Source organism: Bacillota bacterium (assembly GCA_030705925.1).
In the GTDB taxonomy this organism is placed as follows: domain Bacteria; phylum Bacillota; class Clostridia; order Oscillospirales; family Feifaniaceae; genus JAUZPM01.
On the sequence record JAUZPM010000016.1, the window covers coordinates 22,216 to 39,896 of the forward strand.

The following is a 17,681-nucleotide window of genomic DNA, read 5'->3' on the forward strand; positions in this document are numbered from 1 at the left end:
TTAGGCAATGAAATCACCGCCCCGCAAGGTAAGATCCATCAAATGCTCATTCTCGCTGAATGTGTGCTTCGCCTTTTCAACGATCATAAAATTCGCAACGGTCAGGTCGCCGACATCCATCTTCACAATAACGGAGCTTCCCGCTCTAACGCTGGTATCGCCCAGTACGTTGCTGATAGTAAGGTTACGTGTCTTCTGATTGTAAAGCTGAAGCAGTGCGTCCGCCTTCGCCTTGCCGTTTATTTCTTCCTTGATCGTATCAAAATACTGAAGCACACCCCACCTGTTCATGTTTTCAGAGTCCTGCGCTATGTATATCTCACGCTTTCCTGTCTTATCGTTGTCATAAGCCAGCTTGATCTTGTTGTACGTTTCGCCGTCGATGCTGGAAGTGTAGCTGAAATTTTCGCCTGCCGCCTCGTCGATCAGCAGATTCAGCTTCATGCTCTCGATATTTTTAAGAGTCAGCTTGCCAAAATCATCATACATGACAAACAGCCTCTTTGTGTTCCGCAAGGTCTCATCAAGCGCAGTCTGAATGATGTCGAATAGCGTTTTATTGTCTTCCACCCTTGACGGGATCTTGTAACCCGTGTCCTCAAGTTCCCCGGTCTTAAGCCGGAAGTCGTCGGCGATCATTTGGATCACCTCACCCGCCGTCTTGTTCGAATATACATAAGTATCTTTGTTCTTAAGGTATCTGAGCTGATCGTAAGCCGTAACCTCGATGACGCCGTCTTTATCCCGCTTTTTCTGAAACACAAAGCCGTAGAATATATTATCGCCGCCGTATCTAAGCCTTACAGCGTCCCCCTCAGTGAAATCCAGTATACTGTCTTTCAAAACCGAAAAGGTCAGCTTTCCGGGTTCACCGCTGCGGGATGTATCCCAAGTGACGCCGTCTTCAACGATAGGGGCGAATATGTTATCCCCGTTTTGTATAAGTAGCTCGGCATATTTGATAGTGATCATCCCCTTTCTATGACGGCATGGTAAGCACCTGACCCGGATAGATCAGGCTTGGATCTTTGATCTTGTCTTTGTTCAGAGCGTATATTTCGGTGTATCGTGCGCCGTTTCCAAGATATTTCTTAGCGATATTCCAAAGAAGATCCCCTTTTTTCACAGTGTATGTGCTCATTTTGGGCGCTGTCGCTGTGTCTCTTGCCGTTTCGACTGTCGCTGCCGTCTTATTGTCGTTAAGCTGAACGGTCTTAGTCGTGTATTCCCTATACTGCTTTAGCTCTATGGAAACGGTTATGTCCAAACCCTCTCCGGCATCATCTGTAACGTCATACGATTCCAGTGACACGGTGATGTTGGTGTCAAATAGAAGCTTTCCGCCCTGTGTGACCCTTGAGCAAACAAACTGGAACGGCGACCTGCTGTCCTTTAGCTGTTCCAGCTTATCAAGGTAAAAGTCCGCTTCCTTGAATCCGTCAGGATAAACGGCAAACGGGTATTTGACCTGTGGAAGGATCGCTTCAAAACTGACTTCGGTAAGCCCCGCAGATTTCAGTATATTGATCTCGCCGTCATTGATAAGATTTATGGTTTTGTTCTGGTTTTTTATCTTCATAGATATTTTAGAAGGGGCGACAGGCAATGCCACCCCGTCCAAGAATATAGTGTACATTAAGCGCTCGCCCCTTCCGCTGCCGCCGACATTGTCTCATATACCTTATCTTCCAGATATGAAACTATGCCGTCAAGATCCATGCCGGAGCTTACATTATTGTTGTTTACCATATCCACCTTGATTTCAGCCGTCGTAAACCTGTTCACTGCTTCCTGCTCCGCAATATCACGCAGATACTTCAGATCTTCCTCAGACGTCTGCATATTGTCTTTCATGGAAGCCGTGTTCTCCGCAGTAGATGCACCGTTGTTTTTGATGTTGTCAAGGGTGTCGTCAATGCCTCCGAGCCCGTTTCCCAGATCACCAAGACCATCATATCCATCAAGGCCGCCAAGAGCGTCTTTTGAATTTTTAAGGATATTCTTAAAAGAAAGTTTGCCATCAAGGTTTTTGCCAAAGTTATATCCAGTGTCCCACGCTTTGCCGTAATCAAAATGATAGTTGATCTGAGGCGCTTTCCTCTCCAGCGTTATAGCCTTGTCATTTTTGCCCCAGCTAAGAACACTGCTCTGTAAAGATTCAATCTTTGCGGTCAAATCCTTTCCCGTAATAGAGTCAATGACTTTTGTAGCTATTTTTCCAAAAGATAAGACCCATGAAATGAGCTGACCGATCAGATTTATAGCCGCGTCTTTCAAACTGTCAAAACCGCCGTTAGTGACATTCAAAATCCATTCAATGATACCAATGAAAGGCTCTACAAAACGTGTATAGAGACATTGGAGGATTTCGTTGATTACTCCTATGACCAAGTTGCCGATAAAGGCGGCCGCATAAAGGAAAGCCCCGCAGATGAGCCCGGTTGCGCTCAAGCTTTTCCCTGTAAAATGGTTCACCGCCGCCACAGCCGCGTAAAATATCACTATAAGTGCGATTATAGCAAGGATGATCCATGTTATCGGGCAGGCTAACAAAGCGGCGTTAAGTCCATCTTGCGCAATGACATTTGCCCATGTGGCTTTCGTGTCTTTGTCAATCATGCCGGTTTTGAACGCCTTTGCCGCAGCGCTAACCTTCTCCACAAATGCCTGATAGGCAATCACTCCGTTTGTTATAAGTGCAATCGTTTTATATGCCGCCATGGCAAAAACGATGCCCCAGAGTACAGGCACTATCGAGCCCCAGTTATCGGCTATCCCGTTTGCCATCGAGGTCATTATATTGAATACCCATAGCGCCACTGCGGCGATTATTACGAGACTGCCCACGAAATCATTGACGAACGTCTGAAACTTCGGGCTGTTTGCGATAGTGCTTATCTTCTGCAAAATAGGCTGAAAAGCTATGATTGCCCTGTTTTTTATATCAGTCCAGATGTCCCCGATAGTTTTAGGCAGCTCCGCAAAGCGAGCATTCGTCTGATCAGCCGCCGCGAACATGGCATTCTTTATAATGTCAGATGTGATCTTGCCGTCAGCTGACAACTGTTTCATTTCGCCCATAGGCTTCTTTAAATAATCGGCTATGGATTGCGCCAGCAGCGGAGCATTCTCCATGATAGAGCGGAACTCGTCGCCCTGAAGCTTTCCCGACGCCATAGCCTGTGTCAGCTGATACATTCCGGCAGTCTGTTCTTCCACGCTTGCGCCGCCTATTTTAAAGTTCTTGTTCATAAGTTCCGTGAAAAGGACCATTTCTTTTGAGTTTTTGAATGCGTCCCGTGACAATATCCCAAGTTTAGAGACAGCGTTTGCCGTATCGATATATGATGCCCTTGACCGCTGAGCAGAATTAAATATTTCCTTCTGCAGATCTGCCGTAGACTGCAGTTTGTCCTTCATCAGCCCCAGTCTCGCCGTTGTAAGCGTCATCTGATCCGAAAGGTCAAACACCTGTTTAGCGCCAAAAGCCGCACCCAGAGAAGCGGCGATCCCCATTATTTTTGATTTCAACCCCTGGGCTATGCCTCCGCCGCTCTCCATGGATCTGTTGAACTGCTGTTCTGAGCCGTTCGCCGAGCGTATCTCCTGCTCGATCTTGCCAAATGACGCTTCCGCCTTTGACATCTCTTCTCTTGCCGCCTTGATACTGCTGGTATCAACGGCATTATGCGAAGCCTTCTGAACGGCTTCAAAGCTGTTCAAAGTAATGTCGATAGCTTTTGTCATGCTTCTGAAAGCCGGGGTCATTCCGTCCATGATCTGAATGGATGTCCTGATCGTTCCCATCTTTCCACCTGCCTTTACGAAATAACGGGACGGCGTTTGCCATCCCATTATCTGCTTTTCTTTGCCTTTATTTTTTTAGCTTCCTTCTGCTCCGCTTCTATCTTCAGCTGGACGGCGGCTATTACAAACGCCTTTTCCTGCTTGTCGAGATTTACGAACTGTGAGGGAAGCATGTGGAGTTTATGAAGGCAATAATAAGCGATATTCGCTTCAAAATCGCCTTCCTCGATCAGTTTTTTGCTTCTTCCACCGCATCTTCCAGTGTCACGTCAAAGCCGTTCACTTCTTGGATCTTTGAAAGATAATCCGCATATTCGCCCGGCGTCAGCATGGTTTTAAGAAGTGCGTCCGCCCCCATCGCGCTATATGAATTCTGAAGCTCCGCGTCGTCAAGGTTCGGAAAAACCGTACACTTTGCGGCAAGCCTTCCAAGATATAAGTTGAAGTCCGTTTCCTGTGTGAACTGGTTCCTCTTACCCGGTACCTGCACACGCTTAGTGCAGGCTTTTCGCAGTGCTTCATCCTCTGTTGAGGTTATGCATGCGATCTCCCAGGGGATAGGCTGACCGTCACTTCCGAGGAATCGTTTTGACGCCACGTATTTTATATGATCTACCTTCACAGCATTCTGTGCCAAAAATGCGCTTAGTTCACTCATCTGTTATCCTCCCATTACATTCCTGACAGCATTGAAAACTGTTCAGGCATTTCAAAATCTTCAAATGTGAAATCCATATCCTCATCAAGATACTCGGCATCTGCGTCAAACTTAGCAAGTATGCCGCCGTCAACATTGCAGTCTTTCAGTATGATCGTCTGCCTGCCGACGCTGGACGTCGGGTCTTCATTCGTTATCTGGATATCGAAATAAACATCCTCGCCAGTGTTCTTATACCTATAGAGAAGCTCTCTAAAAATGCTGGTGTTGTAGTGGAATGTCGCTGAGCCTGTGCCTTTCCAGCTTGTAGCCTTGTTCCCCTTCCCCGTTCTGCCGAGGATAGGAACTTCGCTTTTGTTCTTTTCAAACTTTGCCTCAAGATTGATAGCCTGCATCAGATTGTATCTGTTGCCCTCAATTGTCACAAAGCATTCCGCCAGAGACGCTGAAACCGCGTCCCTGCCGTTCATTGTATTTGTCATCCTGATTCCTCCTTCCTTACTCTACCACAACGGTCATATAAAGCTGAGCCATTGCATTGACAGGCGTTACAACGTCGTTTACCACAACAGCCTTTCTGCTGTCTCCCGCCGTTACCGTCACGTCTTCAGCGCTAAAATCCTCGATCGCTCTCATGTTCTGCAGATCCTGGTGATGCTTTACAATGTCGTTCCATAAAGAGATCCTCCCGGAAGCGTCATTCGGAACATTGCCAAGATACTTTGTGTTGAAGAGTACCGCTATATCGTTCGCGATCTGATCGAGCACTCTGACAGTCTGGTTATTGCCGAAATCCTCTGATTTCTCAGCAGTAACGGATGTGAATGTGTTGATATCCTCAAGCACACGCACATCATCACCGACCCTGTGAAACATGAATTTGCCAGACTTAAGCCCGCTTTCAAATGCGTTTTGTGTATAGTCGACGTCAACGGTATATTCGCCGTCATACGCCTTGTTTGTGTTGCTCTTATTTACGGCGCACCCGGCTTCAGCGCCGGTCACCCAGTAAACAAGCGAAGACTCCGCCGCGCCCGTGTCAGTTGCTTTATTCTCAACGGAGATAACGCCCTCATGATCTGCCGATGCCGTTCGGTACAGCACTGTCTGAAATTTAACGCCAAGTTCATCACGCATACGCTTAGTAAACGCGGTGAAGAGCGCTGTTATATCAGAGCTTACGGATGTACAGCCCAGCGCATTGAATGAATAAGACTCGATCTTATCTAAAAATGCCTGGTATGCCGCACCGTCCGGCACGCTTCCATTTGTACCGCCCGTCAGCGGAGTTCCCGCTGTGAGCGTGAGCGTTGCCGATGCGTTGAAATCGACATAATCGTTGCCCTTAAGCTCGGTTGCCGTGCTGACCGCCTGTGTATCGACCTTTAAGGTTCCGAAGAATGTCGATACATCAAATTTTGAGCTGTCGTCGACGTTTGTCTGTATCACGATCTTAAGGTCATTGCCCCGTATGCCTGAGTATTTAGCTGTCGCGTATGCGCAAACTGCCTTTACGCCGGAATTAAGCCTGTAAAAATACCCTTTGCGGATATTCTTGAAAAGATCACGAAGCCCCTTCATTTTGTCGCTGCCATATGGATACCCGAAGACTTTCATTGAGTCGGCCTGAAAGTTTTCACTGTCCATTTCAAAAACAATGCCCTCAGCGCCCCAGTCGAGTTCCAAGGGCATTGCGGCAATACCTCTCTCCGAAAGCACAGAGGCCGCTCTCGCAATGCTTACAAAATTGATATAGGAACCGGGAAGCGCTTTGTTCTGTACTGTGAATGTTCCGCCGCCAAGCGCCATATTATTTCACCTTACCTTTCAAAAATCTATCTATCGTTTCATCCGCTTCATCAAAGCTGTACGGTCTGTCTTCAAGAAGGGCGCTTAAAATATCCCGTCTGTTTTCATACCTCTTTGATGAAAGGATCTGCTCTTTGGTGAAGACTTCTTTTATATCGCCTTCTCCCGTTTTATTTGCCAACCTTATCACCCTTTCACATTCATATCCGTTTTTAATTCGCCCATCGGATCTTCCGCTTCAGCAATTTTCTTTACTATAAGATCGAAGCTCACAAAAAAATGCAGGACATTATCCACTATCTCATATTTCATGTCTGTCCCGCGCGCGAGGCTTCCGTCAGACAGTGTTATGAATTCCAGTGTGCAAAATAACGCTGAGCCTATAGAATGAAGCTCTGAGTTATCCGGCTTTGCGGGAAAGTAATGCACGTCAAACGGATGCTGTCTTAGATAGCGGTTTCCCAAAAGCGGAGTCTGTGACGGATCTAAAGCCAAAATGAAAAAGCAAGGCTCGCTAAAACCCTGCTCCACTGTATCGCTGTATATCTTATATCCGTCTCCAAATGTGCCATTCAGCTTTACGGATATCCCGTCAATGATCCCGTTTACCATCTATGCATCCCCCTAGGTATTTCATGAGCTTGCTTTCAAGCACCTTTGGGGCAGTCGTCTCAAGCTCATTTTCTGAAATCGTCAGCATGAATCTTCCCTCCACCCAGCCTTTATGATCTCGTGTCCTGTGTCCATACTCGACATATGAAGCGTATGAAACAGGGTTTATGATCTCAACCTCATACATATCGCCTGACTTTGTTACTTTAAGCGAATCGGCGTATGTCTTAGCGTTGGAGCTTCCGCCCCCTGAGGCGTCTGATTCACTTTTAGCCGTCCAGCCACGCCTCAGCGTTCCGCCTTTTCTGCCCTCCGACGCTGGGTACTGACCTACAGGCGTTCTTCGTATCACTTTAGCGAGAAGCCTTGCGGCAAGCTCCTTAGCGCAGCTCTCACAGAAGCTTTCAAGATCTTGCTTTTGCAGCCGCTCCATTTGCTTTTGAAGGTTTTGTAATTGTTTAAAATCACAGTTTCCCCAGCTTGCCATCACGTCCACCCCTTGAAAAGTTCCAGTATGATCTCCTGATGGCTCGAATACACCGCAGGCTCGCCGCTGTTCTTATAAGCAGTCGTCCTCCCGTTTTGCGTGACCGTTATTTTAGCGCCTGCCGGAACGTTTATCTCAGGGGAAAGGAACAATTTCACCACCTGTGAAACCTTGTTTCCTGTGGCTGTTTCCACCGCATTCGCTATGTTTTTAAAGGATAAGCGGCAGGGCTCATCTGTCACAAGTTCGACAGGCTCAAAGCTTGTCCGCTTTGTAACAGGGTCAGTGACCTCCGTCTGGACGGTTATATTGGACACCCCATTCCATAGGGCTTTTAAACTGTTCACCATTTCACGCACCTGTAAGACGCTAGCTTGTTATTTCCCTTATCGATCAGATATGAAATCAGATCGTCCATACGTTTTTCAGGTGTAGTCTCAGAAAACGTCACGCTTGTGTCCCCCTCTGAAATCTGCTTTACAGCGGCGTCAAAGTCAAAGCCGGTAAGCTGACCTGTGGACTTTTTAAACATTAGAAATTCAGCCGCAGACATTTGGGCAGCTGTCTCATGCAGAGCCTCCGGAATTATCAAGCCCGGAACAGCCGCGTCATACACGCCGCATTCGCTTTTTATCTGATCCTCTGTTTTCTTGATTATAACGCCTAGAATCCACTCGTCAGAAGGGATGAAGGTATAACCGAGCGCCGCAAGCATTTCTTTCACATCGTCCATCATGTGAGATCACATCCATTATTCAGATTTTTCTTCCGCAGAGCCGCTGTCCTCTTCGCTATTTTCATCTTTGCTGTCTTGATCTTTGCTGTCTTCATCTTTGCCCTGTTCGTCTTCCTGAGCCTTAGCCTTTTTCTTTGGCTCCTGCTTTGGCTCTTGAGCTTCATAGCCATGCTCTTTGAACCAGCCTATTAAATAGGGATCGGATGTTGCCCCGATCCCGTTTTTAAATGTCACCCCGGCAGAAACGCCGGAATACTGCTTATTAGGCGCAAATATCTGTGCCACTATGACCCCACCTTACTGTACTTTAATTTTGCGGAGGATACCGGCCGCTTTTGTTGCCTTCAAAACGACTGCCGCAACCATTTCGACCTCGCCGGTCTTTACAGCTCCTGCAGTTTTGAAATCAGGAAGCCATGACTGAACAGGGGCGACGCCAGCCATTGAAACCGCATGGAAGCCGTCAAGACCAAGTCTTGCCGCAAACAGTGATGTTTCTCCCGATGTACCGTCAACAGACACGACAGGGCTGTTTGTTCCCGGCTTTGCCCCGAAGTCTACAAGCGGGATAGAGCCGTAAGATTCTATCTGCTGACCGAAATCGTTCTTTGTCACCTGATACATACCTGCACGTCTAGCGCATGCGCGGATCTTTGCGATAAGCTTAACGTTGCCGCCGATGAATGAAGGTGTGCCGTCAAGACCCATCAGGAATTCATCCAGCACATCAAGGAAAGCCTTGTAGTTCACGTCTACCAATGCTGAAGTTGAGAGGTCGATTGCCGCTCCCGGTATCATTTCTGTTGATGATCCTGTTACAGCCTTCTCAAGTCCGTCGAAAGCCTTTTCATCGACAGCTGAATCACCGTTAATGACGGTATCGTTGAAGAGCGCAGAAGCGGCTTTGATCTTCTGCTGCATCTGAAGCGTTGTTTCTGATACGATACCTCCCATGTTGCTGATGACACGGTCTATCTGGAAAGCGCCGCCGAAGATCTTCAGATCCGCTGTATAACGCTGTTTTGTGACTTCCTGCGAAGCATACTCTGTGTTCACCGCACGAAACTCCGCTGTCGGCTGTGTGATGAGCCTTGTATAGCCGTATGTAAGTGTAGCGCCTCCGCCCGTGGGAGATACGCAGTCGTCGAACGTCAAACTGTTGAATAGGAAATTGCTTTTTGAGAATTCATCGATGACTCCAAGCTGAAGATCATCCTGAACATCCTTTTTTGCTTCTGCTAGTGTAACTGCCATTTATAATTCCGCCTTTCTTTTACTCGTTAGATTCAAAATGTGATTTGACCGCGTCCGCAAGGGTCGCCGGTCTTGCGCTTCCAGGCTGTCCGTCTTTCTTTTCACCCGGAAGTATGCCTTTGAAATTAGGTTTTCCTTTAGTGTCAGTGTCAAATAAGAACTTGGTGTCATCCGACTGGGTCAGCTTTTTTACTGCCTCATCCAAGCCTTTGATACTATCTCCGTCAAACTCCGCGTTCCCTAAGAAGTCAGCGAGAAGCGCTTTTGCGGCAACAGTGCTTTTAGCCTTTGCCGCAATCAAAGATCTTTCGACTATACTGTCTACTTTCATCTGATTTACCTCTGCTTCATAGGTTGCCTTGTCTGTCGCGTTTTGAGCCTGAAGATCTGTTATCTGTTTTTTCAGGGTTTCCACATCACCTGTGGAGGTTTTCAAGGTTTCAAGCTGTGTGTCTCTTGCCGCAACATCTTTTTCTAGCTGTTTTTTAGCGTCATTCACCTCATCAAACCTTGTTTTAGGTATAAACCCTTTCAGTTCTTCCGCTGAAGCGTCCGCGCATTTCTGAGCTGCCGCCTCATCAAGCCCTAAACTAATAAAATCCTCTTTTTTCATATATGCTAGTCCTTTCAAATTCATTTTTTACCTGGTTCAGTCCAGTTCTATTTGTCTTGTTCGTTTACGCCTTCAATACCAAAAAGGCGGTTTCAGTCAAGTCTTGCGCTTCCAAGTTCGCCATGTGTAAACGCCGTAAGCTGCGAATGAGTATACTCAGATAGCCTTCCGTATGTGCATTCCTCTATAGAGATCCTGATTATATATGACGCTCCGGCAATGACCGGGTTTGGTGTAAGCTCTGCCATCGTTATCACCGGGGCTGTACTATATGACATTAACAAGCACCCGCGCTTTCCGCTGTTCCGGCGGTATCGAATAATTTATCTCAAGTATGAACCGCCCTCTGGATGACGGCGTGATCAGTGCTGAAACAGTATGCCCGTCGATATCGCACTGACCGCTTGTAATCACTTCCCCGTTATCGTCTTTCAGCTCATACCCTGCGGACACTATCACAAACTGGTCTATTGTTTTACTGCTCACAGCAAAATCTATGTACTTGCTTTCGCCTAAAATAAACTCCGCATTCACCGCTCCACCACCATCCTTTCAAAGCAACGCGCAGAGTACCGTTCATTATGCATAGCCGCCTCATATTTAGATGCTCTCAACACTGCCCTGACTTTGTCGCTTAGTATAAGGGTTTTGAATTTGTCCTCTATGATCTCAAGTTTTGATACACAGCCGTCAAACATATATAAGATCGCTGTGCTGTACGCTGTATTGCCGCTTTCATCCTCCGCCCAGACTTCAACGGCATATGTGCCATCAGAAAGATCAGCGGGAACAATGGCTTCCCACTGCCCCGCTGAACTTAAGCTGAATACTAGGTCAAAGCTGTCCGCCCTGCCTATGATAGAAGTGACCATACTATCCCGTCACCGTAACCTTGATGACATAGGTTGCGCCTGCGTCAACCGGGTTAGGTACAAGCTCGATTGCGGTAATACTCGGCGGAGTCGTATCGAGGGTGACTGTCCGTGTGATTGTCGTTGCCTGACCGAGAGCGTCCTTTGCTGTGATGACGATCGTGTTTGTGCCTTCGGCGTATGTGACCGCTTTGCTGAATGCGCCGCTTGAAACCGTTACAGTTCCCTGATCTACGCTATTGAGCTTGATTGTCACAGTGACCGGGCTTGAGAGTTCATCATTCGTTGTGCCGCTGACTGTGCCTGCCGGATTGTTTGTTACAAGTCCGTCTGCGGGTGTGCTTACATTAAGCGAAGGCGGCAGTGTATCAACGTTGAATGTCCTTGTCGTTGCGTCCGCCGCATTTCCGTCATTGTCGCTTATGTTCACAGTGATAGTGTGCTGACCGTCCGCTAAAGCCGTCTGAGGTATGTATGTGACATCATACCCGCCTGTGACAGCTGTGCATGTAACGCCTGTAGATGTGTTCGTAACCGCTGACCCGCTGTCTATCTTGATGGACAGTGTGGAAATGCTGATGCCGCTGTCGTTATCCCTCAGCTGGATCGAAATGCTCGGCTTATTGTTTGTGATATATGACCCTGCGCCCGGGTTCACGATCGTGATCGTCGGTTTGACCTTTTCCTTTACGGTCAGTCTTAAACTTGTTCCAAGCGTAGCGTCAGACTGATTCACCGTTGTCGTATTTCCGGCATTATCTGTCACTGCCACCTGAACACCGTAATATCCGCCGCTTTTGGTGAATGAAGATGTGCTGGGCGCTGTCAGTGTCGCTTCCCACTTTCCTGATGTCGAGTTATATGTGAGGCTATACTCAGTGCCGTTTACAGTCGCTTTTACCGTTTGTATCGCCATTGCTTCCACTCCTTTCTTTGCATAATAAAAAAACACCTGCTTTCACAAGTGTTTTTATCAAAAATTATAAGACTGTATCAACTGAATATTATCATTCAGAATAGTCTCCATTCTTATGGCGTTCCTCTACTTCTTTTAAATGTTCTGCCCAGTCTTTCGTAAAACGTTCTTTGATGTCTTCGGGCGTGTCAGGTTTAAAGTAAATTGTATCGTCCGGAAGTATCATATAATAACCCGCTGCATATTCAAACAATGGCTTTATTCGATACATCTAACTAAATCCTTTCATAAAAAATTTAACAATTGATTTAGCGACTTTTGATTTATGTTTTCCAAAATAATAATTTCCGAAGCTTTGCGCAATTAATTCTTCGCCGCTTTCACTTGCCCGTTGACCAAGTTCATTATATATTTTATGAAAAATCTCCTCAAAGCTTTCATCTGTAAAAGCTTGCAAGTAGATTTCCTGTGATATTTTTTTACGTTCCGACTGAAAAATCGAAACTTGTATAGATGATAAATTTTTCCCATTAACATATCCGGCTCTGTTCAATGCAAGCAGCTGATGTGCCGCATGCCCCAACTCATGAGCAACAAGGCTTCCAATGTTTTCAGTTTGATAGCTGATACCCTCTGTATAATGGTCATGAAGCACCTGCATAGTCCCTTTAGTATCTGAAAAACACCCGGAATCAAGCACGACAGAATCAGTGACTTTACCAGTTCTATCGATACTAAAGCGGTTCTCAGCAACCGCACCGTTCAAGTCTCCGAATGATATATCCGAAACAAAACCATTCAAACCCGGAAAATCTTTGGTGACAGTGTCACTTGCTTTTTTGATGTCAGACAGAGTCTTTACAGAAATATCGCCGTTTTCGATGATATGGATATTGTTAGTTCTATATGATTCTATTATATCCAGTTTTTCTCTTTCGTCAACTTTACTTGCAAAAGATTTTTTCCAGTCCTTATAGGTCATATCAGACGGGACATCGTATGTCTTGCCTTCACTGTCCCTTGCGGCTCTTTCACCGTAGTCGTCCTCAAAATAAGGAACTGTGACGGTCCTGCACCAAGGGTGAAAAGGTGGAGCAGTAAGCCCGATCTCATAGTCTTTCATTGCAAAGACCTGCCCATCGAGATCCTCACAGATCTCGCTTGTACGCAGATCCAGTGTTGCGACCAGCTGATACTTTTCAACGTCAAGATCATTAAAGCAGTCTTGCTGTGACTTTGAAGCAAAAAAGGCTGACTCTGTCATGATCAGCCTTCCCGCCTTATTCTTACTTACTGTAAACTGATTTGAGATCCTGTTTATTGCCTTTGTCGGTGCATCGCCTCTTATGATCGCCTGGGTGAGCTCCGTGTGAACTGTATTGACAAGCTGCTGCTTATTCGTCCAGCACCTGTCTTTGAACGTCTTATTGTCTGCCGTCCATGGCTTAGAAACCACTGCGGAAACTTGCTTTTCATTTAACGGCTGAAGATCCCATCCGACGTTGAAGCCTCTCTGTATCTCATAGGCGGTATGGTAATAGCCGTCTGAATAGATCTTCCTTGCCAGCTCGTCTATGCCGTCGACCTGATTTCCGAATAACACCTCTGCCTGCTGCTGTATCTGCAGTTTCAGCGCTTCAAGTCTTGTTATATGCGCCTTTGCCGAGGCATTTTCAAGTTCCTTCATCCAGCGCTGATCTAGGGCATTCTCTTTTCCGTATTTTATGTATTCCTCTATGTCCCACTTTAGTTCCTTAAGCTGACTGCTGTTTAAAAGCCGCTTTGCTTCTAAGAGACTAATTTCATTGTTTTCGGCAAATCTTCTATACCAGTTTGAAATCTCCTTTTCAACGTTTGCCGCCGCCCTCGTGAACTGTTTTTCCGCTTCTGAATAATAGGCCTGTCCAGTCTTGAGCTGAGCTTCTTCAAGCATTTCAAAACGCTTCTGCCAGTAATTACGCGCTTTCATTGCCATCGCCATCACCGCCTGAAGGTTTTACAGCCCCGAAAGCGCCCTGGTATTCATCTATCGACTCTTGTTTTTCCTTTTTCAGTCTTTCAAGCTCCTTATCGACGTCTGTTGTCCACGGATGCTGTGAAACGATCGTCTCTTCAGAGAGTATGCCGACAGACTTTGCGCAGTTGTCTATAGTTTCGGATTCATTGATAAGGATATCCCTGTTGAATATGACTTCTGCATCTTGGCTCTCAAAATTTCCTCTGCCGGTGTTGGCGAGATGCACATTAATAAACCAAAGCAGTTCCTCAAATGCCGCTTGAAATTCAGTTTCCATGCAGTTTGCGTCAAGGTCTATATCAGAATACATAGACTGAATATTCATCTGATTCGGGTTGCCGCTCAATCGGTCATCCTTTGCGTCATACCCTCTGGCGTTTTCTATGAGCGCCTTTTTGAAAAGCTCAAGGATAGCTTTGTAATTATCGGCGTTCACATCAAGAGTCAGCGTTTCGACTGCGCCGTCAGCTCCGTCCACTGTCTTGACCTTTACAACGCCATACGTCGCTAAGTTATGTCTGAACTCTGCAAGGTTCGTACCGTCATAGTTTTTAAGCACTAAAATAGTATTCCTTGCATCCTCCTGCATGTTGTTTTCAAAGTCTGACAGTATGGTATTTATGCCGTCCTGCAAAGACTTCACACGCTTTATGAGCGGCGTTTCCTTGTTGTTGTATTTGAAGGCTATAAGCGGGATCTTAGCCCAGTTATGCCCGGTTTCATTACCGTCACCGTCCACAACGACCATGTGTGTGCTGCTGGGCTTCTCAATGTCAGGAATAAGAGTGTTATTGCTTAAGATATACCGCTCGATGCCATCCTTTTTATAGATCTCCACCTTTTCGATGATCTTCTCTCTTATCCCTTCGTATGCCTGCACTTCATACAGCCGCACGGCGCAGTCAAGGATCGTATGCTCGGCGTCTTTCCAAAAAGGGAGGATCTCATACGGATCGAATTTTTTAAAAGACAATTCACCGTTTTCATCGTAATAAGGATGAAGCCATGCTATACCGCCGTTCAGCGCATCCTCACCTAGATTCTTTAAAGTCCTCTGAAACCGCTTGCTGAAGATCTCTTTCAAAGCATCTGCATAACCGTCATCATCGGAATTGAATGTCAGCGGTTTGCCTAATAGGTAATTGACTTTCTGATCCACTATCTTTGCGTACTGATTATCGACTATCTTGTTGTTCGGGAGGTTATCTACCTCCTGAGGCAGACCGTCTTTCCCGATCACCGTGCGCTTACGATGCATGATGTCATGTTCGCCGATGTAATACCTCTCGCCGGTTATCATTTCTTTTCTATGAGGCGAGCGTTTCCATTTTGCTATCTCCAGCTCAAAAAACTGCTTCTCAGTCATGCCGGATGCCGCTCCCCTTGCGATTATCCCTTTAAAAGCCTCTGGCAAGCCGCCTAAAAAATCAAACACTCGTGTCACCTCCCTTTAATCAAAACTAAATGTATCACCCAGTCTGAAGTCTTCCATCGCATACCTGAACGCGTCAAGCAGGTGGTTGAAATCATCTACAGGCTTGTTGATCTTTTTCCCTGTTTTATCAACATCCCATGTGTAATTGCTTATCTCTGTAATGAAATTTACACACTTTGGATGAATGTATATTTTATAGTCCTGTATGTACTGAATGCCGTTGTTTATGCTGTCTTTGCCCTTACGGGCGGATCTGATATTGTACAGACCAAGATCCCTCAGCTCGTCTATGCTTTTCGGCTCAGCAGAATCCGCACGGATCTTTTCTTTTACATAGCCCATGAGAAGGATCTTTTGATATATCATCTTGTTCGTGAGCGCCTTTTCGTACATCTCATCAAATACAAATATCTCTTTTGTATCAGTGTCAACAAGACCGCAGAATAAGGCTGACGGATCTTGCGTGTACCCAAAGTCGAGGCCGAACGCGCTTTTGATGTTCGGATACATCTTCTTAAATTCATCGGTCTTATAGTTGAACTCTTTTTCTTCCCAGTTCTCATATATAAGCCCTTCAACAATGCCCCAGTCCCCAAGCCCTGCCACCTTATACCGTCTTGGATTATTCCTTTTCATTGCCTCAAACACCTTTTTATCCGCCGCATCTAACCATTCATTACACATGTAATTCGATGTCACGGCAAGGATATCAGGATCAGGGGAGGCATCGAAGAACCGCTTTTTGATCCAGTGTTTTTCATTCCATGGGTTGAAAGTGAGTGTGATCTGTTTGAACAAGCCTGTTTCTCGCGGGATAGCGCCACGGATGGACTCATCAAGTAAATCAAAATCAGTCTCGTTCATTACCTCATATGCCTCTTCAAGCCACATCCAGCACAGATATCCGACTTCAACCGTTATAGAAGTGACTTTGAGCGGATCGTCTAGCCCCCTGAAATAGATCTTCTGACCTGTAGGCTTATATGTCATTTCAAGCGGACTCTCTTTGACCTCCCACCATGCGGCGACGCCGAGGCGGTTTATAGCCCATTTAAGCTCTGTAAAACAGCTGTCCTTGAGCGTTCTAAAAACCTTTCTGACGACCAGAGTGTTTGCCTCCGGGTATCTCATCATATTGGTGATATACCATAGAGCAGTGGTTTTAGACTTCTTTGAGGCACGGCTGCCCTTGCATACCCTGTATCTTCCTTTAAAGCGCCAATAGGTGCCATAACCCTTGCCGACTATTTCAGGCAGCTTGACTTTAATCTTCAAGGTCATCCGCCCCGGATATAACAACAGGAACGGGACCTTCCAGCTTCAGTTTGTCGCTGAACATCCCCAGATGCCGCCCAAGCAGTTCAAGCGCCTTGATCTTGTCATAGGTCTTTACCTCACGTTCTGTGATGTTACCGTCTTCAGAGGGTATAACCTTGACTTTTACGGAAGCGAGACAAGCTGTATCCTCACGGTTTGCGTCCCCCCGGATAGTGGCTTCATTCATATCGATCACATCGGCAGGGTTTAGAAAAGCAATCTTCGCAAGCTCTTCGATAACTCTCTCCTGGTTTATGCCTGTGCGCCTGCTTCTTTCGCTGAGTGCCTTTTGGATAGCGTCTGATACACTAACTTTCGCTAAGTTCTGCGCTCCCTGCTCGTTTGCGGTTTTAGGTGAATAACCGGCACGGATAGCGGCCTGCGTAGCATTCAGATCTATCAGATATTCTTCTACAAAACGCTGCTGCTTCGCAGTCAGCATCATCACATCACCGCCTTTCAGTCAATTAAAAAACCGCCCTTTCGGACGGTTCATATTAATACAGTTTATATATTATCACATATTTTCGGGACAAAAGGGACAACTTATATGTTTTTCGTAAATCTGTATACCGCCTTCTTGATGCTGTCCTCGGTATTGCCCCCGCCTATCTCCATCGCTATCTGATACCACTTCATGCCGTTGATATACCGCAGGCGCATGATAAGCCTAAGCCTGCTGTCGTTTATCCCGTTTATATATCTTTCAAGACGCCCGCGCTCGATCTGTATTTTTAATAAATTAAGCTCAACAATGTTCTGCAGGTCTGCGATTTCTGCTAATAATAAGTCACGGTCCTTTCCGTTTCCTCTCGGCATGCCTGTGATCATAGTGGTGCATTTATTTGCCGCTGTCTGCAGTTCCTTTAGCCTGTTTTGCTGCTGCTCGACTTCCCTGTTCAAGTAATAAAGCTGAGATAATTCTGTTTTTGTCACTCGCGCACCTCGCATTCTAAAGCTCGACAAATTCAATACTCGGGAACAGCTCTTTAAATTGCTTTATCTTGACGATATATGTGTCTGTCCGTTTGCCTTTTGTATCCTCTACTGTTACCCTGCCGTCTTTCCACCAGACCACGAAGTCACATACGTACTCACAGCCGAGCAGTGGGAAACGTGCCTGTCTCGCAAAGCCTACGATCTCCCCC

26 protein-coding genes are annotated in these 17,681 nt (G+C 46.3%); all 26 read right to left on the reverse strand.

Annotated elements, in window-relative coordinates:
- The gene (locus tag Q8865_03990; protein MDP4152590.1) at nt 1-972 is read right to left on the reverse strand and encodes a hydrolase; all 972 of its coding nucleotides are present in this window, start codon (nt 970-972) and stop codon (nt 1-3) included.
- A 7-nt stretch (nt 973-979) separates the two neighbouring features.
- Nucleotides 980-1,636 carry a LysM peptidoglycan-binding domain-containing protein gene (locus Q8865_03995; GenBank protein ID MDP4152591.1) on the reverse strand — a complete coding sequence of 219 codons (657 nt, stop codon included), beginning with the start codon at nt 1,634-1,636 and terminating at the stop codon, nt 980-982.
- Nucleotides 1,636-3,855, reverse strand: coding sequence for a tape measure protein (locus tag Q8865_04000; GenBank protein MDP4152592.1), 2,220 nt, complete (start codon nt 3,853-3,855; stop codon nt 1,636-1,638). Before Q8865_04000 ends, Q8865_03995 begins: the two co-directional genes overlap by 1 nt.
- Nucleotides 3,855-3,980 (reverse strand): hypothetical protein, encoded by a 126-nt coding sequence (locus tag Q8865_04005; protein ID MDP4152593.1) that lies wholly within the window; start codon nt 3,978-3,980, stop codon nt 3,855-3,857. Before Q8865_04005 ends, Q8865_04000 begins: the two co-directional genes overlap by 1 nt.
- A 56-nt stretch (nt 3,981-4,036) precedes the next feature.
- On the reverse strand, nt 4,037-4,465 hold the full coding sequence (locus tag Q8865_04010; GenBank protein ID MDP4152594.1) for a phage portal protein: 429 nt from the start codon (nt 4,463-4,465) through the stop codon (nt 4,037-4,039).
- Nucleotides 4,466-4,479: 14 nt separating this feature from the next.
- Nucleotides 4,480-4,947, reverse strand: a complete 468-nt coding sequence (locus Q8865_04015; GenBank protein ID MDP4152595.1) for a phage tail tube protein — start codon at nt 4,945-4,947, stop codon at nt 4,480-4,482.
- Nucleotides 4,948-4,963: 16 nt separating this feature from the next.
- Nucleotides 4,964-6,274, reverse strand: coding sequence for a phage tail sheath family protein (locus Q8865_04020; protein MDP4152596.1), 1,311 nt, complete (start codon nt 6,272-6,274; stop codon nt 4,964-4,966).
- Between the two features lies 1 nt (nt 6,275).
- Nucleotides 6,276-6,455, reverse strand: a complete 180-nt coding sequence (locus Q8865_04025) for a hypothetical protein (GenBank protein ID MDP4152597.1) — start codon at nt 6,453-6,455, stop codon at nt 6,276-6,278.
- A gap of 5 nt (nt 6,456-6,460) precedes the next feature.
- On the reverse strand, nt 6,461-6,886 hold the full coding sequence (locus Q8865_04030) for a hypothetical protein (GenBank protein ID MDP4152598.1): 426 nt from the start codon (nt 6,884-6,886) through the stop codon (nt 6,461-6,463).
- Complete coding sequence (locus tag Q8865_04035; GenBank protein MDP4152599.1) at nt 6,867-7,373, reverse strand: HK97 gp10 family phage protein; 507 nt, start codon at nt 7,371-7,373, stop codon at nt 6,867-6,869. The genes Q8865_04030 and Q8865_04035 overlap by 20 nt, the downstream gene beginning before the upstream one ends.
- Nucleotides 7,373-7,723: a hypothetical protein gene (locus Q8865_04040; GenBank protein MDP4152600.1), complete on the reverse strand. Its 351-nt coding sequence runs from the start codon at nt 7,721-7,723 to the stop codon at nt 7,373-7,375. The genes Q8865_04035 and Q8865_04040 overlap by 1 nt, the downstream gene beginning before the upstream one ends.
- On the reverse strand, nt 7,717-8,109 hold the full coding sequence (locus Q8865_04045) for a hypothetical protein (protein ID MDP4152601.1): 393 nt from the start codon (nt 8,107-8,109) through the stop codon (nt 7,717-7,719). Before Q8865_04045 ends, Q8865_04040 begins: the two co-directional genes overlap by 7 nt.
- Before the next feature lie 15 nt (nt 8,110-8,124).
- On the reverse strand, nt 8,125-8,394 hold the full coding sequence (locus Q8865_04050) for a hypothetical protein (protein MDP4152602.1): 270 nt from the start codon (nt 8,392-8,394) through the stop codon (nt 8,125-8,127).
- A gap of 12 nt (nt 8,395-8,406) precedes the next feature.
- Entirely contained in the window at nt 8,407-9,363 is a 957-nt protein-coding gene (locus Q8865_04055; protein ID MDP4152603.1) for a phage capsid protein, read from the reverse strand.
- A gap of 19 nt (nt 9,364-9,382) precedes the next feature.
- Nucleotides 9,383-9,976, reverse strand: a complete 594-nt coding sequence (locus tag Q8865_04060; GenBank protein MDP4152604.1) for a phage scaffolding protein — start codon at nt 9,974-9,976, stop codon at nt 9,383-9,385.
- Nucleotides 9,977-10,068: 92 nt separating this feature from the next.
- A complete protein-coding gene (locus Q8865_04065; protein ID MDP4152605.1) occupies nt 10,069-10,254 on the reverse strand; it encodes a hypothetical protein in 186 nt (61 codons plus the stop codon).
- Nucleotides 10,244-10,510, reverse strand: coding sequence for a hypothetical protein (locus Q8865_04070; protein ID MDP4152606.1), 267 nt, complete (start codon nt 10,508-10,510; stop codon nt 10,244-10,246). The genes Q8865_04065 and Q8865_04070 overlap by 11 nt, the downstream gene beginning before the upstream one ends.
- Nucleotides 10,507-10,848, reverse strand: a complete 342-nt coding sequence (locus tag Q8865_04075; protein ID MDP4152607.1) for a PF13754 domain-containing protein — start codon at nt 10,846-10,848, stop codon at nt 10,507-10,509. Before Q8865_04075 ends, Q8865_04070 begins: the two co-directional genes overlap by 4 nt.
- A gap of 1 nt (nt 10,849) precedes the next feature.
- Nucleotides 10,850-11,764 carry an Ig-like domain-containing protein gene (locus Q8865_04080; GenBank protein ID MDP4152608.1) on the reverse strand — a complete coding sequence of 305 codons (915 nt, stop codon included), beginning with the start codon at nt 11,762-11,764 and terminating at the stop codon, nt 10,850-10,852.
- Between the two features lie 91 nt (nt 11,765-11,855).
- On the reverse strand, nt 11,856-12,035 hold the full coding sequence (locus Q8865_04085; GenBank protein ID MDP4152609.1) for a hypothetical protein: 180 nt from the start codon (nt 12,033-12,035) through the stop codon (nt 11,856-11,858).
- The gene (locus tag Q8865_04090) at nt 12,036-13,739 is read right to left on the reverse strand and encodes a minor capsid protein (protein MDP4152610.1); all 1,704 of its coding nucleotides are present in this window, start codon (nt 13,737-13,739) and stop codon (nt 12,036-12,038) included.
- A complete protein-coding gene (locus tag Q8865_04095) occupies nt 13,720-15,147 on the reverse strand; it encodes a phage portal protein (protein MDP4152611.1) in 1,428 nt (475 codons plus the stop codon). Before Q8865_04095 ends, Q8865_04090 begins: the two co-directional genes overlap by 20 nt.
- An 84-nt stretch (nt 15,148-15,231) precedes the next feature.
- Complete coding sequence (locus Q8865_04100; GenBank protein ID MDP4152612.1) at nt 15,232-16,497, reverse strand: PBSX family phage terminase large subunit; 1,266 nt, start codon at nt 16,495-16,497, stop codon at nt 15,232-15,234.
- Complete coding sequence (locus Q8865_04105; protein MDP4152613.1) at nt 16,481-16,972, reverse strand: terminase small subunit; 492 nt, start codon at nt 16,970-16,972, stop codon at nt 16,481-16,483. Before Q8865_04105 ends, Q8865_04100 begins: the two co-directional genes overlap by 17 nt.
- Nucleotides 16,973-17,079: 107 nt before the next feature.
- Nucleotides 17,080-17,469, reverse strand: coding sequence for a hypothetical protein (locus Q8865_04110; protein ID MDP4152614.1), 390 nt, complete (start codon nt 17,467-17,469; stop codon nt 17,080-17,082).
- 16 nt (nt 17,470-17,485) lie between these two features.
- Nucleotides 17,486-17,681, reverse strand: a 196-nt coding sequence (locus Q8865_04115; protein MDP4152615.1) for a DUF1064 domain-containing protein, incomplete at its 5' end; no start/stop codon positions are given.

What these genes read in the sequence shown, in the direction of transcription:
- Q8865_03990 (MDP4152590.1), bottom strand. Translation starts at nt 972, where the DNA reads ATGATCACTATCAAATATGCCGAGCTACTTATACAAAACGGGGATAAC.
- Q8865_03995 (MDP4152591.1), bottom strand. Translation starts at nt 1,636, where the DNA reads ATGTACACTATATTCTTGGACGGGGTGGCATTGCCTGTCGCCCCTTCT.
- Q8865_04000 (MDP4152592.1), bottom strand. Translation starts at nt 3,855, where the DNA reads ATGGGATGGCAAACGCCGTCCCGTTATTTCGTAAAGGCAGGTGGAAAG.
- Q8865_04005 (MDP4152593.1), bottom strand. Translation starts at nt 3,980, where the DNA reads ATGCTTCCCTCACAGTTCGTAAATCTCGACAAGCAGGAAAAGGCGTTT.
- Q8865_04010 (MDP4152594.1), bottom strand. Translation starts at nt 4,465, where the DNA reads ATGAGTGAACTAAGCGCATTTTTGGCACAGAATGCTGTGAAGGTAGAT.
- Q8865_04015 (MDP4152595.1), bottom strand. Translation starts at nt 4,947, where the DNA reads ATGACAAATACAATGAACGGCAGGGACGCGGTTTCAGCGTCTCTGGCG.
- Q8865_04020 (MDP4152596.1), bottom strand. Translation starts at nt 6,274, where the DNA reads ATGGCGCTTGGCGGCGGAACATTCACAGTACAGAACAAAGCGCTTCCC.
- Q8865_04030 (MDP4152598.1), bottom strand. Translation starts at nt 6,886, where the DNA reads ATGGTAAACGGGATCATTGACGGGATATCCGTAAAGCTGAATGGCACA.
- Q8865_04035 (MDP4152599.1), bottom strand. Translation starts at nt 7,373, where the DNA reads ATGGCAAGCTGGGGAAACTGTGATTTTAAACAATTACAAAACCTTCAA.
- Q8865_04040 (MDP4152600.1), bottom strand. Translation starts at nt 7,723, where the DNA reads ATGGTGAACAGTTTAAAAGCCCTATGGAATGGGGTGTCCAATATAACC.
- Q8865_04045 (MDP4152601.1), bottom strand. Translation starts at nt 8,109, where the DNA reads ATGATGGACGATGTGAAAGAAATGCTTGCGGCGCTCGGTTATACCTTC.
- Q8865_04055 (MDP4152603.1), bottom strand. Translation starts at nt 9,363, where the DNA reads ATGGCAGTTACACTAGCAGAAGCAAAAAAGGATGTTCAGGATGATCTT.
- Q8865_04060 (MDP4152604.1), bottom strand. Translation starts at nt 9,976, where the DNA reads ATGAAAAAAGAGGATTTTATTAGTTTAGGGCTTGATGAGGCGGCAGCT.
- Q8865_04065 (MDP4152605.1), bottom strand. Translation starts at nt 10,254, where the DNA reads ATGTCATATAGTACAGCCCCGGTGATAACGATGGCAGAGCTTACACCA.
- Q8865_04075 (MDP4152607.1), bottom strand. Translation starts at nt 10,848, where the DNA reads ATGGTCACTTCTATCATAGGCAGGGCGGACAGCTTTGACCTAGTATTC.
- Q8865_04080 (MDP4152608.1), bottom strand. Translation starts at nt 11,764, where the DNA reads ATGGCGATACAAACGGTAAAAGCGACTGTAAACGGCACTGAGTATAGC.
- Q8865_04085 (MDP4152609.1), bottom strand. Translation starts at nt 12,035, where the DNA reads ATGTATCGAATAAAGCCATTGTTTGAATATGCAGCGGGTTATTATATG.
- Q8865_04090 (MDP4152610.1), bottom strand. Translation starts at nt 13,739, where the DNA reads ATGGCAATGAAAGCGCGTAATTACTGGCAGAAGCGTTTTGAAATGCTT.
- Q8865_04095 (MDP4152611.1), bottom strand. Translation starts at nt 15,147, where the DNA reads ATGACTGAGAAGCAGTTTTTTGAGCTGGAGATAGCAAAATGGAAACGC.
- Q8865_04100 (MDP4152612.1), bottom strand. Translation starts at nt 16,497, where the DNA reads ATGACCTTGAAGATTAAAGTCAAGCTGCCTGAAATAGTCGGCAAGGGT.